The organism is Streptomyces sp. NRRL F-2664 (assembly GCF_000719345.1).
Taxonomy (GTDB): Bacteria; Actinomycetota; Actinomycetes; order Streptomycetales; family Streptomycetaceae; genus Streptomyces.
Genome location: NZ_JOFX01000009.1, coordinates 130,790 through 146,399, shown reverse-complemented (window position 1 = coordinate 146,399; position 15,610 = coordinate 130,790). Strand labels below are relative to the sequence as shown.

Below are 15,610 nucleotides of genomic sequence, written 5' to 3'. Positions count from 1 at the left end.
CACATCTTCAGGGTCGCGGAGGCGTCACGGGCGATGATGTCGGCCTCACCGTCACCGTTGAAGTCCGCAGCGGCCGTCTGCGTGAACACCGCAGCCGGCGCGTCGATGATGTTCTTGTAGCGGTAGGGCTTGAACCCGTTCGCTGACATGTAGCTCCGGGTGTAAAAGCTGCTCTCCTCCCGGGCGGGAAGACCGGGCCTGGCCTCCTCCTGGATGATCGCGGTCGTCCGCGATGCGTCCTTCCAGCCCTTGAACAGCACGACGTGGCTGTCGATGTTGTCGAGCATGTCACCCGGCTTCAGGTCGTCGTAACCACCGAGCTGATCGGCGAAGTTGGGAAGGGTCCAGGTGGTCTCCCCGTAGTTGTTGGCCGAGCTCGACGGCAGCCCCCACGCCATCGATATGAACCCGGAACAGTCCTGCCGGTACTTGCCGTTGCTGTCCGTGTGGTACGAGGTCTGGCTGTACATCACACCCTGGTCGATCCAGCTCTGGGCACGGCGCAGCACTTCGTCACGGGTGATCGGGTCACCCGGCTGGAAGTCCGCCGCCGACGTGGCCGATGCCGCAGAGAAGGTGCTCGTCGACTTCGCGGCCGGTGCTGCTGCAGCGGCGAGTTCCGCCGAGGTGGCCGTCGTGGGATTGGACACCGTGGGCGTGAACGGGGTGTCGTAGCCCTGGGCCGACGACGGTGCGGCGGCCACGAGCGGTGCGGGCGACGGCGCCGCGTGGGCCGAGGCAGCCGGGAGGGCGAGGGTGACACCGGCGGCGACGGCGACCGACAGGGCGAGGGCGCGGCGGCGGCAGGAGGCGGCGGGCATGGGCATGGGCATGGCAATACTCCTGGTGGCGAAGAGAGGAAGAGCAGGCGGGGAGGCAAGGGCCGGGGCGACGGGCGTGTCACGTCGCCGGGCGTAGCCTCTGCGGGAAAGTCAGGTCACCTGGCAGTGCGGGGCAACCCAGGGGGTGTGTGGGGTGCCGCCCGCGGCGGGCGGGATGCGGCTAATGCCACGTCATGTTGTGGATTCCCGCGGCCGAAGCGGCCTCCGTGGCCGGCGCCTTGGCAACGGCCGTCTCGGAGCCCGTCGTGACGGTGGCGCCGATGGCTTGGACGGGGCTGCCGCGAGTGAGGAAGGCGACCGCGGTGGTAGCGACCGTACGGGTGAGCATGATGGAGGGTTCCTCTTCCTGAGCAGGCGGTACGAGCCGGATCGCATCCCGCGGCGATGCCGCATCCAGTGGCCGGACCGGGTCTCCCCGGCGGCGGGTCCTACAATTCCCCCTGCTCAGGTCCTGGAGAAGAGCTTCCAGATGGACGGAACCGGTCCAGGACGGTTTGGGCCCACGACGCCTCAACAGCGCCTGTGGGGCTGCACGTCGGGGCGCTCACCGGCCGGACAGCCCGTGCCGCCCTGTCTCCTTTGCCGGCCGAGCACAGCCCGATGTCGCAGTGGCGGATGACCCCTCAGTTCCTGTCCGGGTCCTCCTCGGGTGCGAAGCGGGCCTGGGCCGCCAGGACGGCTTCGCTGTAGCGTCCCGCCCAGGCCCCCATCGCACGGATCGGATCCAGCAACGCTGTGCCGGCCACGGTGAGGGAGTAGTCGACGCGTGGTGGGGCCTCGGCGTACGCCTGGCGTACCACCAGGCCGTTGTACTCCAGGCGACGCAAAGCTTCGTTGAGAACCTTGGGACTGATCCCCCCGATGCGATTGATCAGCGCACGCGGTCTCAGCGGTCCGCTCTCGCCGAGGGTGTACACGATCACGCTGTCCCAGCAGTTCGACAGGACATCGAAAGCCACCCTCGCCCGGCAGTCCGCGGCGTACTCGCCGCCGCCCAGGTCCTCGCCCAGACCGTATTGGTCTGCCTCTACCACCGCGTCGCTCATACGACCATCCTGCCCTGCCCGATGCACACCACATGGTGTGCATCGGCGCGCCTAGCGTCTCTTCCGTCGCACACCCCGCATCTCGCGACACGGACGACAGGAGCAAGCACATGCGCATCGGCATACTTGGTACAGGGGCCATGGCCATCGCCCTCGGCGCCGCCTGGGTACGCGCCGGCCACGACGTTCGGGTGGGAGGCCGAGACACCGAGGCGGCTTCCCGCACAGCCGTGCTCACCGGCGCCTGCGGCTACGGGACCCTCGTCGAGGCCGCAGCCCACGGGGAGGTGGTACTGACAGCCGTACCGGCTTTCGCCGCACCGCAGTTGGCCAAGGAACTCGCCCCTGTGCTCGCCGGGCGGACGGTGATCGACTGCACTGTTCCGATGGCGCCGGGCGCGGAGGGACCGGCTCTGACCACCGTCGGCGCCACCTCCGTGGCCCGCCTCATCGCGGACGCCGCCCCCGGCGCTCATGTGGTGAAGGCGTTCGGGGTCTGCCACGAGAGCGTCTGGACCATGGACCGCCCGGTCTTCGAAGGGGCCCCATTGGCGGTGCCGTTCTGCACCGACCACCCGGGGGCGGCCACGCGAGTGGCGGAACTCATCGCCTCCATGGCCTGCTCGCCGCTGCCATGCGGCGGGCTCGATCGAGCTGCCCTGCTGGAAGCCACTGCCGTCTTCGCCATCGGCGTCTGGTGGTCGGGCGCCGAGGCCCGCTTCGCTTTCCCGGCCCCCGCCCTGGCCCCGGGAGGCGTTGACGACTGAACACGGGTCTTCCGCATACCGGCTGCGTGTGCTGGAGCAGAGCAGGATGTGGGCCGTAACGGGTGGAGCGCAAGCTCCGCCCATGGTGTCGTCGCCCCACCGGCGACGGCCCGCACTGCTGCGCCTGGTGATGCTCCAAGAGGTGGTCGTACTGGGGTGGCCTCGCTGAGGGGCGGCTCAAGGTGGGAGCTGGGGCAAAGACCGAACACGGCCGTGGCCTGTGGCACCCGCTGCGTGCGGGTGCACAGGCCACGGCCGTGCAGCCGGTGCGGGACTACCAGCGGTACCAGCGGCCGCCGCTGCCCTTGGGGCGGGCGACGAAGCCGGGATGCTCGGCGTGCACGTTCACCGGTCGGTGTCGGGGCCGGCCGAGGTGGCGCGACTGGTCGGCGCGATCGCGGATGCCGCCGAGACGACGGTGCTCCCTGGAGATGGTGCGACGGGCGCGGGCAGAGCTGTACACGGCGGTCGCCAGAGCTCTCGCTGCCGCAGCGGAGCGGCCGGGGACGGATGTGCGGGCGGAGCTGGTTGCCGTCCGCGCGGGGGTGCAGAAGTGCGGCGGTTGCTCTCGGCCTGCGACTTCTCGTCACCTTCTGACCAGGCGGCGGTATGCCTCTTGTCGGAGGGAACTTCCCGGATGGTTCACCGTTCATCCACGTACGGGGTGCGGGGAGGGAGGGTGTCCCCCGCCCCGGCCTGTCGGCCCGTGCTGGTGCTCGGCTTCAGGCCGCGGCCTTCTGCTGCGCGCTGAGGCTCTGCTCGCGCCGGCGGCGCCGGATCCCGTAGCGGGTCAGGCCGCGGGGCTTGAACACCGACAGTCCGGCCGCCGTCAGCAGGACCACGATCGCGGCCGCGGCATCGGCCACCAGCTGGATCCGCATACCCTCCAGCTCCCCGTCCGCCAGGGCGGCCCGCGTCGCAGCCTCGGCGAGGTGTCCGACGGGTTGCATGTGCACGAGCAGAAGGGCGGTGGCGATCACGGTGATCAGCAGCTTGGCGATCACCCAGTAGTGACGCATCAGCCCCCACACCGTGCCCAGCGACTGCACCACGCCCGTCACGAGGGTGGCGATGCTCAACGGCACGATCACGAACCACCCCACCACATCCATGGCCAGATACGCCGCCCGCACCGTCTGCGGCTCGGCGCTGAACCATCCCGCCAGGGCCAGGGCGAGGAAGGCCGCCACGGAGCCGAACCAGCCCAGCGAGGCGGTGACGTGCGCGGTCAGCGTCGCGTTGCGCAGCCGCGGGCCGAACACCGTCACGGCGCGTGCCCCACCATGCCGCCGCCGGCCAGGTGCACGGCCACGAACACCACGACCAGGAGCACGGCGACACCCGCAGAGACCTTCACCCAGCGCGGCGCCCGATGCTCCTCCTCGTCGTGGGCGCCCGAAGGACTCGGCGAACCAGACATGACGCCCTCCAACTGAATCCGGTCTTTTTCGAGACACACTGTCTCCATCCATGCGGAGTGTATCCCTCCGTGGACGTCCGTATCCTGGGCGGGTGCCGAAGCTGTGGAACGAAACCATCGACGCGCACCGCCAGGCCGTGCGGGATGCCGTCCTCGATGCGGCCGCCGCGCTGATCGAGAACGGCGGCCTGCGGGCGGTGACGATGTCCCAGCTCGCCGAGGGCGCCGGCATCGGGCGGGCCACCCTCTACAAGTACTTCCCCGACGCCGAAGCCGTCCTCGGCGCCTGGCACGAACGGCAGGTCACCGCCCACCTCCATCAGCTGGCCGAAGCCGCACACCGCCCCGGCACCGCCGTCCAGCGCCTGACGGCCGTCGCGACCGCCTACGCCGGCCTCGCCCGGCAGCGCCACCGCGGAGAACTGGCCGCCCTCCTCCACCGGAGCGAGCACGTCAGCCACGCCGAGCAGCACCTGACCGGCCTGCTGGCAGCTCTCATCGCCGATGGCGCCCGGGCCGCGGACCTCCGTGACGACGTACCGCCCGCCGAACTCGCCGCCTACTGCCTGCACGCTCTCACCGCCGCCTCCACCCTCCCCTCCCAGGCCGCAGTCGACCGACTCGTCGCCGTCACCCTCGGAGCCCTGCACCCACGCCCCTGACCACCCCCAGGCAGGGGGGTCCATGCCGTGCCGGCCGACCCGCCGCTGCCCGCACTCCGGCCGCGGCCCTCCCGCCCCCGGCCGAGCCGCCGGCTCCCACTGCGCGCCAACGCCCCTGCTCCGGACCGGTGGTCGAGATCCCGCCCGCCGATTTCTTGATCCTTCCGGGCAACCGATCGGGCCCCCTGTCGGTCGTCCGGGAGTCGGGCGTGCCGAACACCTGACCCGTATGACACGAGGGGGACCATCTTGATGCGGTTGAACCGCACGCACAGTCCAGCAGCGCGACGGATCGGAGCGGCCCTGGCCGCCGGCACGGTGGTGTGGGGCGCCGCGACCACCGCCCAGGCAGCGCCCGCACCGGCCCCGGTGCCGCCGGCCACCGCGGCCGGCAACCAGGACCCGAGCCGGACCCCGGCCAACCAGCCGGACCCGTCCGGCGGTCTCGTCACCTCCGAGGAACTCCTCGACACCACCGTCGAGAACGGCCAGAAGCAGAGCCTGCGTCTGGGCTTCAAAGTCACCGGCGACAAGCCCGTCCAGGGGGCGGAGCTGGGCGGCCACCTGCCGCCGGGCCTGGAACTGAACCCTCAGGAACTGCCCGCGAACTGAGGACACTTCAAGGTCGATCCCGTGCGGGACTACCGCGACGAGTACCTGTTCTGCAGCTTCACCAGCACCTTCGAGCCCGGCACCTACCACCGGCTCGACACGGGCCTGAACCTCACCGCGACCCCGCAGCTGTGGCGGGACAGCTTCTACGTCTCCTGGAACCCGGGCGGCAAGCCGGCCTACAAGCCGCAGCAGGGCGGGGTCGAGGGAACCGCTGCCGCCCTCAAGGTCGCACCGTCCGAGCCGTTCAAGGAGTGGCCTTTCTGGGGCCGCGAGGTGTCGGTCGAGAACCCCGCGAACCAGCCCGACTTCACCGTGCACGGGGCGACCGGCAGCGGCCCGGCCGGCGGCCAGGTGCTGCTCGACCCGGGGTGGCAGATCAAGGGCACCGGTTCGGCCGCCACCACGGCCGCCGACGACAACGCGGTGGAAACCGAGTTCGTGCTGCCGTCGGGCATCAGCTTCGTCGCCGGCCGCCCGGGACGCAGCCCGGCCCGTCGACGTCCGCCTCGGCCTCCCCGAGCCCGTCCGCCTCGGCCACCCCCTCGGCCTCCGCCTCCGCGAGCACCTCCCCGACCACCGGCAACGCCCCCGGCCCGAACGGCAGCACCGGCGGCAACCTGGCCGACACCGGCTCCACCGCACTCGCCGCGGGCGGACTCGCCGCCGTGACCCTGACACTCGGCGCAGCCCTGTACGCCACCGCCCGCCGACGCCGCTCGGCCTGACGCCACACGCCCGACCCGCCACCGGCGAGCACATCCCGTGCGGGGGCGCCTCAGCGCCCCCGCACGGCCTTCCCGCACCGCTCTCGGTGGATCGCCCTACGGGGGGACGGGGCACAGTCGAGGCCCGTGCCGGCCGGGCGGCCGTCCACCACGTGCCCGGCGGCGTGACGGACGCCGGGTCAGGCCGGGCGGCGGGCGTGCAGGGTGTGGGCGCCGAGGGCGAGCGGGCTGTGGCCGACGAGGGCGAGGCCGCAGTCGCCGAGCAGCCGGGCGTAGTGGTCGGCGGTGCGTTCTCGGCCACCGGTGTTGCACATCATGTGGAGGTCCCACGCGGTGGCGAGCGACGGGCTGCCGTCCGACGGCAGGAGGCGTTCGACGATCAGGAGGTCGGCGTGCCCGGGCATGGCGCCCGCGCAGTGGCGCAGGATGCTCCGGCAGCGGTCGTCGTCCCAGTCGTGCAGGACGCGGGACAGGACGTAGACGTCGCCGCCCGCCGGCACGTCCGCGAAGTCGCCCGCCCGGAAGGCGCAGCGTCCGCCGACGGGTGTGGCGGCCAGCCGGGCGCGTGCCGCCGTGAGCACGTGCGGGCGTTCGAGGAGGACGCCGCGCAGTGCGGGGTGGGCGGTCAGGATGCGGCCGAGGAGCTCTCCCGTGCCGCCTGCGATGTCGACGACGGTGCGGGGACGGCCGGGGGCGCGGGCGGCGGCGGTGAGGACGGGGTGCTCGGGCAGGTGCTCGAAGAGGGGAGCGCTCGACACCATGGACTGGTCGAAGAGGGAGGCGAGTTCGGGGTCGCGGGCGAAGTGGTCGAAGTGGTTCTCGCCGTAGAGGTGGTCGAAGGCGGGCCGTCCGGTGCGGACGCTGTGCGCCAGGTGGGCGAAGGACTGGTAGAAGGGGCCGCCGTACATGAGCGCCAGGGGCCGCATCGAGGCGGGCGCCCCCGAGTCCAGGAGCGCGCCGACGCCGGTCAGACGGTAGCCGTCCGGGCCGTTGCCGACCACGCCCAGCATGGCGAGGTAGCGCAGCAGGGTCGCCAGGCTCTCCGGGTGGGCGCCGACGGCCCGGGCCAGTTCCCCGACGCCGACGCCGATGTGCCGGTACATGGCCTCCGGCAGCCGCAGTTGCGCGCAGGCCGCCAGGGCCTGGGTGGTCCAGGCACCGGTCAGCAGCCGCAGGAGCGTTTCCGCCGCCGGTGCCCCGCCCGCCTGCGGCGCCGCTTCCAGCGCTGCGCCCGCGCGGGGTCCGCCCTCCTGTGCTACGCCGTTCCGCGGTACGGCCGGCTCCCGTGGGGGGCTCGCTGCGGACGGGCGGTGCGCGAGGTGTTCGGCCAGGACGTCGCGATGGTCGCCGCCCGCGTACAGCTCCACGCGCCGATACGCCGTCTTCGTGTCGGCCGGGGCGGTGAAGTAGAAGACGGTGCCGTCTTCGTGCAGGTTGTAGCCGCCGCCGTCGGCGGTCGCGCCCCGGCGCTCGAAGCTGGCCAGCAGTCCGCGCAGCACCAGGGGGTCGGGCCGTACGACGTCGAAGGCGAGGTGCGCCTCGTGCTCCCGGCGGCGTTCGTCGGCGGCGATCGGGGACAGCGCGGAAGCGGGCGGCACGGTCAGCGTGAACACCTCTACCGCCCGGTGCTCGCCGGCGCGGCCGCGGACCGCGGGGCGGAGAATCCTTACGTCAAGATCTTCCAGGTCGTGGCCGTGGCGGGCGGCGAGGCGTTCGCGGACGACGACGCTCGGCTGCGCCGGGGTGTCGGAGGGCAGTCCGCACGACGCCAGCTCGGCGCGCAGCGCCGCCTCGTCGGGCGGGAACACGAGGAGGGCGGCGTGGGCGAACCGGCACCGGTCGGTCAGCGCCCGCAGTTCGGGCCCGCGGAGGCCGGGCAGGACACGCGAGAGCAGGTCGGCGGTGTCCTGCTCGCGCACGAACGCGGCCGTCGCGCTCAGCCGCCCCGCGTCGTCGACGGCGTTCGCCGTCGTCGTGGGCGTGAACGCGGCCGTACGGGCAGTCGTGGGCGTGGGCGTGGTTCTGCCGGCGGTCGCGGTCATGGTCGTGGTCGCGGGCAGGGGGAAGGCCTGTTCGAGGTGCATGTCCGTGTCCGTGGGGGGAGGAGGGAGCCCGGGGCGCGGGCAGCCGCGGGCCGGGCCCGGCGCGGGGCGTGGGCAGCCGCGGGCCGGGCCCCGGGAAGGGCGCAGGAGAGGAGGGGAGCCGGCGGCGGCGGTCAGATGCCGACGTAGTTCTCGGCGAACCAGTCCTGCTGGGTGGAGGAGGTACGCAGCGAGGCGAGCCGGGAGTGGCGCAGACGCTCCTGGAAGAGCGAGGTGCCCTCGGTGTCCGAGGCGTCGTGCAGCAGCCGGACCATCCAGTGCGAGAACTCCTGCGCGCGCCAGATGTGGACGAGGCAGCGCTCCGAGTAGCGGTCGAGCGGCTCGGGGTCGCCGTGGGCCAGCGCGTCGGTGAGGGCGTGGGCCAGGACCTCGGCCTCCAGCACCGCGAGGTTGGCGCCCTTGGCGGCGGACGGGCTGATCAGTCCGGCGGCGTCGCCGACGAGGAAGAGCGAGCCGTGGCGCAGTGGTTCGAGCACGTCGGACTCCAGGTCGACGACGGTGCGCTGCAGGAGGGGTCCGCGCCGCAGGGGTCCGTAGTCGGCCGCGCGCATGCGCAGGGCCAGTTCGTCCCAGATCCGTTCCTCGGTCCAGGCGTCGGCGCGGGTCCCGCGGGCGCACTGGAGGTAGTAGCGGGTGATCTCGGCGGATCGGGCCATGTGCCCGGCGAATCCGTTCGGGTGGAGTGCGTAGCCCACGGCGTCCATGCTCGGCGGGGCCTCGGCGAGCAGGCCGAGCCAGGTCACACCGTGGTCGCGGTGGTGGCGGCGGACCGTGCCGGGCGGGATCGAGCGCCGTCCGGCTCCGTGGCGGCCGTCGCAGGCGGCGACGTAGCGGGCCCGCCACCGGCGGGGGCGGCCGTCGGCCTCCCGTGCGGTCACCGAGGGAGCCGGGCCGTCGGCGTCGGTCACGGCGAGCGCCTCGGTGTCGAAGTGCAGGCGGCCGCCGGCTACGAGGAACTGCTCCTGCAGGTCGGCCACGAGTTCGTGCTGGGGGTAGACGGTGTGGGGTTCACTCCGGCCGAGGCGGCGGTAGTCCAGGCGGAAGCGGCCGTCCTCGGTGCGGAACTCGCACACGCTGTGTTCGCGCCCGCGGCGGCGCAGTCCCCCGTCCAGGCCGTTGCGGGCCAGGATCCGCACCGTGTGGGCGGCGAGGAAACCGGCCCGTGCCCGCTTCCCCCCGGCGTCACGGCCCGTGCGCTCCAGGACGACGCAGTCGATCCCGCGGCGGAGTAAGAGGTTGCCCAGCACCAGGCCGGCCGGACCGGCCCCGATGATGACCACATCGGCCGAGTCCTGTGCGACCGCGGCGTATTGACTCTCTGTCACAGTGGTGGATCTTAGGCACCGGAAAGTTCAAAGATCGTCCAGAATCACCCGTATGGTCCGCACGATGAGTAAAGGATTCTGCCGCTCTCGTCCGCCGCTGTCGTCCGCCGCCCTCGTCCGCCGCCCCGCCGCACGCCTGCGGGTCAGGGGGCGATCTCGAACTCCGGTGCCTTCAGCTTCTTCAGGCAAGCGGTGTCCGGTGCCTCCGGGTCGTCGAAGAAGGAGACGGCGATCTCCTGGGCGCACGGGGAGGTCGCGAACACCACGTGCGGCTCGTACGGCACCGTGACGGCCTTGGCCTTGTCCAGGGTCCGGGCCACGTACTCCCCGTTGTCCGCACCGGTCTGGGAGTCGAAGCCGCCCGACAGGGCGAGGGTCGGGACGTCGCCGCGGGTGGCGTCGCGGATGGAGCGCGGCGCCGGGGGGACGTTCCAGACGTCGCAGTCCGGGCGGAGGAAGGTGAGCTGCGGCGCCTGTTCCTGCACCGAGCGCGGGAAGGAGGGGAAGGCCTGCTGTCCGCCGCGCAGCGCCTGCTCCTGCGTCTCGTACGGGGTCCACTCGCTGCAGAAGACGCCGTAGACCAGACCGTGCGCGGTCCGGCCCATGGCCTGCGGGCTGAGCTTGCCGCCGGCCCACTGCTGGGCGATGCGCTGAGGTTTGCCGTGGGCGAGTTCGTCGAGGGCGGCGGGCACCTGGGGCGCCACGTGGGTGGCCGAGGTCATCCAGTTCACCAGGGCTCCGCCGTCGAGGACGACCTTCACCGGTGTGTCGCTGCCGGGAAGGGTGACGGTGGTGGTGACCGGCTCGGCCTCGAGCTCGCGGACGAGCCGCTCGAAGGTGGCCGACAGGTTCGGGTAGCGCTTGTTGCACGCCGGCTGGGCGGTACAGGCCTTGAACAGGCCGTCGAAGCCCTGCCGGGCGCTGCTCCAGGTCGCCGCCGAGCCCGCCCTGGACGGCGGGAGGATGCCGTCGAGGCCGACCGAGCGGAGCCCCTCGGGGTGCAGGCGCATGTAGACCAGGGCCAGGTGGGTGCCGTAGGAGATGCCGTAGAGGTTCCACTTCTCGATGCCGAGTGTCTTGCGGAGGTCCTCGTAGTCGGCGGCGCTCTGGGTGTCGTTGTAGGCGCTGAGGTCGATCCCGCGGGCGGTGAGCTTGTCACGGCAGGCCTTCGTGGCCTCGACGTGCAGGCGCTCGGTGTCCGGTGCGTCTGAGGGGAGGCCGACGGCGCGGGCGTTGAACTCGTCGATCTCGGGGCACAGGAGGTCGGGGTCGGCGGAGTAGGTGCCGCGCTGGGACATGAGGACGACGTCGCGGTCGCGGTTCAGGCCGCCGTCGATGGCCATCTTCGCCTCCCCCACCGCGTCGTCGCCGGGGCCGCCGGCGAGCCAGACGATCGGGTCGGCCTTCGGGGCGTCGGTCGCCGCGGGAACGATCGCGACGCCGAGCCGGATCGTACGGCTGTCGGGCTTGCCCCGGTTCTCCGGCACGGTGAGCGTTCCGCAGCGGGCCCCGTCGAGCACTTCGATCGGCTCCGGGGTCTTCGGGCAGGGGCCTGGTTCGAAGGCGGCGTCGCCCACGGTCCGGGCGACCGTGCCGATCGGTGCACCCGGAGTGGGATCCGGGGTGGTTGCGGGGCCGCCGGCGGTACGGGCCCCGGCCGGCGGCGCGAGCAGGCCGGCGACGAGGAGGGCGGCGGCCAGGCCGGCCGACGACGGGGCCACGAGCCGTGCGGTGCAGTGGCGGCGGGGCGCACGGGCCTGGGTCATCTGCCCTCCCGGTCATTCGGGGACGATCGTGAACGGTTTGGGTTCGACGTCGGCCACGCAGCCGGTGTCGGGCGCGGTCGGTCGAGCGAAGAAGGAGGCCAGCACCTCCTGTGCGCAGGGCGACTGCGGGACCACCCAGTGGCCGATCCCGGGGAACAGCACGGAGGTCGACCGGGTCAGGTTGCGGGCGACGTCCTTGGCCCAACTCGCCCCGGTCTTCACGTCGAACGTGCCCGAGATGACGAGCGCGGGCACCGCGCTGTCCGTGGGCACGCGCTGGGCCGCCGCACGGTCCGGGACGTCCCACACCCGGCAGGCCGGGTACTGGAAGGGGAGCTGCGGCACCTCGGCCAGGACCGTGGCCGGCCACGCGGGATAGACCTTGCGCCCGGCGTTCAGCACGTCGGCCTCGGAGTACCCCGGCGCCCACTCGCCGCACACCACGGACTGCGTCAGGCCGTGGGCGAACGCGCCGGTCTTCTGGACCGAGCCGGCCGCGCGGGCCTTCGCGAAGCGTTCGGGGTTTCCCGCGGCCAGCTCGGCGAGCGCCGCGGGAAGGTCCTCGGGCCGGGGGGTGAAGGCCACGATCAGGTTCAGCAGGGCGCCGCCGTCGAGGACGACCGTGACCGGCTTCCCGCCGCCGGGCGGCTCGACGTTGAGCGTCAGGGGCCGGGCTTCCAGCCTGCGCACCTGCTCGGTCAGCAGAGCACGGACGTCGGGGTAGCGGTCCTTGCAGGCGGGCTGCGCCGCACAGGCCCCGATGATGTTGTCGATGCCCTCGGCGGTACTGGCCCACGCCCACGGCAGGGTCACGTGCTGGGGCGGGGTGATCGAGTCGACGGCGAACGCGCGGATGCCCTCGGGGTGCAGGCGCAGGTAGGTGAGGGCCAGGTTGCTCCCGTAGGAGTAGCCGTAGACGTTCCACTGGCGCAGCTTCAGCGCCGTGCGCAGATCGGCGAAGTCCGCTGCGTTCTCGATGGTGTTGTAGGCACCGAGGTCGACACCTTGGTCCGCCAGGCGGGTGCGGCAGTCCTTGACGGCCTTGAGCATGAGCTGTTCGGCCTGGTCCGAGTCGTAGCCGAGCCCCACCGACTGGGCGTTGAACCGGTCGATCTCCGGGCAGGCCAGGTTCGGCTGGTCGTAGAGGTTGCCGCGCTGGGCCATGATGATCAGGTCGCGGTCCTTGTTCAGGCCGGAGTCGATGAGGAACGGGATGTCGTCGAAGGTGTCGGCGCCGGGGCCGCCCGCCATGAACACCACGGGGTCCTGCGCGGGCTTCGCGGGGTTCTGGGCCCCGATGACGGCGACGGCAAGTTCGATGGTCCGCCCGCCGGGGCGGGAGCGGTTCTCGGGGACCTCCAGGTGGCCGCAGCGTGCGCCGTCGAGCGCCTCGATGGGCTCCGGTGGCTTCGGGCAGGGTCCGGGCACGAACCGGGAGGGTGGCGCCGAGCCGGCGGGCCGGGCGTCCGGCCCGGCGGTGCCACCGGGTGTCGCTGCGCCGGGAGTCGCCGCGCCGGGTGGGGGGCCTGCCGGTGTCGTGCCGCCGGGTGCGGGGCCGAACGCGGTCAGGCAGACCAGGGCGGCCGCGGCGGTCACCGCGCGGTGGGGGGTCTTCGGCATGGCCTTCGTTCCTCTGCCGGCATCGGCGGCCGACCTCTGGGCCGGGCCGCAGCGGTTGGGGCGGAACGCTCGATCTCGACGCTACCGGGTGCCCCGTACGCCCGCACGCGGAGCGGATCACCGGCCCGGTCGGCGCGGTCCCTCCCCCGCCCGCGGCAGCGGGCCGGCGCACCCGGCACGGGCGGGACGGGCGATCTTGGCCCGGCGAGCGGACAATGGACGCGAGGCGCCCGGTGCGGCGGGGTCCCGGACGGGCGCGACGTTGCACGCCGCGGTACCGCGGGTCCAGCGAAGGACTGATGGGTGATGGCGGACGAGAGAGCCCGGAGCATCGCGCAGTTCGTCGAGCCGCTGCGGGTCCGGCCCGGGTCGCGCGTGCGCCTCGACCGGGACTTCGATCCGCGCTACAAGGGCGGCCTGAACAAGCGGGACGGCGCCGAGCTGCTGCGCACCGGGGTGTCGCTGCTGGCCGAGTACCAGGACCGGCTGGCCGCCCAGGACACCTACGGCGTGCTGCTGTGCCTGCAGGCCATAGACGCCGGGGGCAAGGACGGGACGATCCGCCATGTGATGAGCGGGGTCAATCCCCAGGGCGTACGGGTCAGCAGCTTCAAGGTGCCCTCCGCCGAGGAGCTCGACCACGACTACCTGTGGCGGTACGCCCGGCGGCTGCCGGCGCGCGGCGAGATCGCCATCTTCAACCGCTCGCACTACGAGGAGGTCCTCGTCGTACGGGTCCACCCCGACCACCTCGTGCGGCAGAAGCTGCCGCCGGAGTCCTGCGGGCCCGACGTGTGGGAGCGGCGGTACCGGGAGATCAACCGCTGGGAGCAGTACCTCACGGACAACGGCTTCAAGGTCGTGAAGATCTTCCTGAACCTCTCCAAGGAGGAGCAGCGCGCCCGCTTCCTCCAGCGGATCGACCGGCCGGAGAAGAACTGGAAGTTCTCCGCGGCCGACGTCCGGGAGCGGGCCCACTGGGACGACTACCAGCTCGCGTTCTCGGCGATGCTGTCGGCCACGAGCACGAAGTGGGCGCCGTGGTACGTCGTGCCGGCGGACCGGAAGTGGTTCGCGCGGATCTGTGCCGCCTCGGTCCTCGCGCACACCCTGATGGAGATCGATCCGCAGTACCCCGACGTCGGGGAGGAAGCGCGCAAGGCGCTGCTCGTCACCCGCCGGGAGCTGGTGCGGGAGGCCCCCGCCGGGTACCGCAAGGAGAACCGCGGCTGACGCCCGGGGCGGCGGGCGCGGGTGTCCCGATCCCGTGGGAGCGCAGCGAGGCCGACGGCGGCAAACGCCGGGGAGCGGCCCCCCTGTGCGGGGGACCGCTCCTCGTGACGTGCGTGCCGAACCGTTACGGCGCAACCTTCAGCAGCTTGTTCGCGGTGCCGGAGGAGGGGTTCTTGATGGCTCCCTTCGTCGCGGCCCCCGTCAGCGCGGCGGCCGTGTCGGCCGGCGACGCGGACGGGTTGGCCGCCAGGTGGAGGGCAGCGGCGCCCGCGACGTGCGGGGCGGCCATCGAGGTTCCCGAGATCGTCTTGACCCCGGTGTCACTGTCGTTCCACGCCGACGTGATCTCCGAGCCCGGCGCGTAGAGGTCCACCACGGAGCCGAAGTTCGAGAAGTCCGACTGCTGGTCGCCCTCGGTGCTCGATGCGACCGTGAGGGCCTCGGGCACCCGGGAGGGAGAGCCCTGGCCGGCGTCGGAGGACTCGTTGCCGGCCGCCACGGCGAAGGTCACGCCGGCGTCGATGGCCCGCTTGACCGCCGCGTCCAGTGCCGGGTCCACGCCGCCGCCGAGGCTCATGTTGGCGACCGAGGGGCCGGAGTGGTTCTTCGTCACCCAGTCGATGCCCGCCACGACCTGCTCGGTCGTGCCGGAGCCGTTGTCGTCCAGCACTCGGACGGCGACGATCTTGGCGTTCTTGGCGACGCCGTGCGCGGTTCCGGCGATGGTGCCCGCCACGTGCGTCCCGTGGCCGTTGCCGTCGTCGGCGGTCTCGTCGTTGTCGATCGCGTCGAAACCGTGGGCGGCGCGGCCGCCGAAGTCCTTGTGCGAGACGCGGACGCCGGTGTCGATGACGTACGCGGTCACCCCCTGGCCGCCGCCGTCGGGGTAGGTGTACTTCTGGTCGCCGGCCGTGGCCGCCTGGTCGATCCGGTCCAGGCCCCAGGACGGGGGCTTCTCCTGGGTCTCCTTGATGGTGAAGCGCTTGTTCTGCACGACCGTGCCGACGGCCGGGTCCGCGGCGAGGCGCTTGGCCTCCTTCTCGGTCAGGCCGGATGCGGAGAAGCCGTTGACCTTGGAGCCGTAGGAGCGCTCCAGCTTGCCTCCGTACTTCTTCGCCAGGTCCTCCTTGTTCGCGGATGCGTCGAGGATGACGACGAAGCTGCCGTCCACGGCGCCCTGGACGCCGAGGCCGTGCACAGTCCCTTCGGCCGGTTCGGCCGCCCCTGCGAGGGGGCTCGCAAACAGGGCCGCTGCGACAGCCGTTGCGGCTCCCGTGGCTATGGCCGTGTTGCGAAGGGCGTTGGATCGCTTGTGAGTTGCCATGTAGAGGGTTCTCCTCGTGTTGACGTGTGGGGCGTCAAACGTTCTGCAGAACCCTGTTCCGATTGACAGGAGCAAATCAAGGGCGAACCGGGGGTAAGGACTTGTTCAACAAGGTTTCTTAAAAGGCCCTCCACACCTCCTCCACCTCGCACACGCGTTCTTC

The 15,610-nt window shown here is 72.3% G+C and carries 15 protein-coding genes and 1 pseudogene; 5 read left to right on the top strand and 11 right to left on the bottom strand.

Annotated features, from left to right (window positions below):
• From IF89_RS40760 to IF89_RS0112405, 3 genes and pseudogenes are all read right to left on the bottom strand, one after another.
• Positions 1-833 (bottom strand): annotated as a pseudogene (locus tag IF89_RS40760) (hypothetical protein); the annotation flags it as partial.
• A 169-nt stretch (positions 834-1,002) separates the two neighbouring features.
• Positions 1,003-1,170 carry a hypothetical protein gene (locus IF89_RS45950; protein WP_158717859.1) on the bottom strand — a complete coding sequence of 56 codons (168 nt, stop codon included), beginning with the start codon at positions 1,168-1,170 and terminating at the stop codon, positions 1,003-1,005.
• Between the two features lie 295 nt (positions 1,171-1,465).
• Positions 1,466-1,888 (bottom strand): winged helix-turn-helix transcriptional regulator, encoded by a 423-nt coding sequence (locus tag IF89_RS0112405; protein WP_051807015.1) that lies wholly within the window; start codon positions 1,886-1,888, stop codon positions 1,466-1,468.
• A gap of 32 nt (positions 1,889-1,920) precedes the next feature.
• Between IF89_RS0112405 and IF89_RS0112400 the strand changes: the two genes are divergently transcribed.
• Positions 1,921-2,655 (top strand): NADPH-dependent F420 reductase, encoded by a 735-nt coding sequence (locus IF89_RS0112400; protein WP_078628252.1) that lies wholly within the window; start codon positions 1,921-1,923, stop codon positions 2,653-2,655.
• Between the two features lie 274 nt (positions 2,656-2,929).
• On the opposite strand, the gene IF89_RS45945 is transcribed toward IF89_RS0112400, so the two are convergent.
• From IF89_RS45945 to IF89_RS0112390, 3 genes are all read right to left on the bottom strand, one after another.
• Positions 2,930-3,118: a hypothetical protein gene (locus IF89_RS45945; protein WP_158717858.1), complete on the bottom strand. Its 189-nt coding sequence runs from the start codon at positions 3,116-3,118 to the stop codon at positions 2,930-2,932.
• 259 nt (positions 3,119-3,377) lie between these two features.
• Entirely contained in the window at positions 3,378-3,923 is a 546-nt protein-coding gene (locus tag IF89_RS0112395; protein ID WP_234327738.1) for a hypothetical protein, read from the bottom strand.
• Positions 3,920-4,075 (bottom strand): hypothetical protein, encoded by a 156-nt coding sequence (locus IF89_RS0112390; RefSeq protein ID WP_158717857.1) that lies wholly within the window; start codon positions 4,073-4,075, stop codon positions 3,920-3,922. Before IF89_RS0112390 ends, IF89_RS0112395 begins: the two co-directional genes overlap by 4 nt.
• A 92-nt stretch (positions 4,076-4,167) precedes the next feature.
• Between IF89_RS0112390 and IF89_RS0112385 the strand changes: the two genes are divergently transcribed.
• The 3 genes from IF89_RS0112385 (at position 4,168) to IF89_RS46985 (ending at position 6,021) form a co-directional block, all read left to right on the top strand.
• Positions 4,168-4,737: a TetR/AcrR family transcriptional regulator gene (locus IF89_RS0112385; protein WP_030765526.1), complete on the top strand. Its 570-nt coding sequence runs from the start codon at positions 4,168-4,170 to the stop codon at positions 4,735-4,737.
• Positions 4,738-4,995: 258 nt separating this feature from the next.
• Positions 4,996-5,349, top strand: a complete 354-nt coding sequence (locus IF89_RS0112380; RefSeq protein WP_199820495.1) for a hypothetical protein — start codon at positions 4,996-4,998, stop codon at positions 5,347-5,349.
• A 21-nt stretch (positions 5,350-5,370) separates the two neighbouring features.
• A complete protein-coding gene (locus tag IF89_RS46985; RefSeq protein ID WP_030765520.1) occupies positions 5,371-6,021 on the top strand; it encodes a hypothetical protein in 651 nt (216 codons plus the stop codon).
• 235 nt (positions 6,022-6,256) lie between these two features.
• On the opposite strand, the gene IF89_RS0112370 is transcribed toward IF89_RS46985, so the two are convergent.
• The 4 genes from IF89_RS0112370 to IF89_RS0112355 all read right to left on the bottom strand — a co-directional run bounded on the left by IF89_RS0112370 (position 6,257) and on the right by IF89_RS0112355 (position 12,890).
• Positions 6,257-8,161 carry a methyltransferase gene (locus IF89_RS0112370; RefSeq protein WP_234327737.1) on the bottom strand — a complete coding sequence of 635 codons (1,905 nt, stop codon included), beginning with the start codon at positions 8,159-8,161 and terminating at the stop codon, positions 6,257-6,259.
• Positions 8,162-8,292: 131 nt separating this feature from the next.
• Entirely contained in the window at positions 8,293-9,504 is a 1,212-nt protein-coding gene (locus IF89_RS0112365) for a 4-hydroxybenzoate 3-monooxygenase (protein ID WP_234327736.1), read from the bottom strand.
• Positions 9,505-9,647: 143 nt separating this feature from the next.
• Complete coding sequence (locus tag IF89_RS0112360) at positions 9,648-11,270, bottom strand: alpha/beta fold hydrolase (RefSeq protein WP_051807014.1); 1,623 nt, start codon at positions 11,268-11,270, stop codon at positions 9,648-9,650.
• A 12-nt stretch (positions 11,271-11,282) separates the two neighbouring features.
• Positions 11,283-12,890, bottom strand: a complete 1,608-nt coding sequence (locus tag IF89_RS0112355) for an alpha/beta fold hydrolase (protein ID WP_030765509.1) — start codon at positions 12,888-12,890, stop codon at positions 11,283-11,285.
• 306 nt (positions 12,891-13,196) lie between these two features.
• Here IF89_RS0112355 and IF89_RS0112350 point away from each other — a divergent pair, with 306 nt between their 5' ends.
• Positions 13,197-14,123 carry a polyphosphate kinase 2 family protein gene (locus IF89_RS0112350; protein WP_030765507.1) on the top strand — a complete coding sequence of 309 codons (927 nt, stop codon included), beginning with the start codon at positions 13,197-13,199 and terminating at the stop codon, positions 14,121-14,123.
• Positions 14,124-14,247: 124 nt separating this feature from the next.
• On the opposite strand, the gene IF89_RS0112345 is transcribed toward IF89_RS0112350, so the two are convergent.
• Positions 14,248-15,447 carry a S8 family peptidase gene (locus IF89_RS0112345; protein ID WP_030765505.1) on the bottom strand — a complete coding sequence of 400 codons (1,200 nt, stop codon included), beginning with the start codon at positions 15,445-15,447 and terminating at the stop codon, positions 14,248-14,250.
• Positions 15,448-15,610 lie beyond the last annotated feature (163 nt).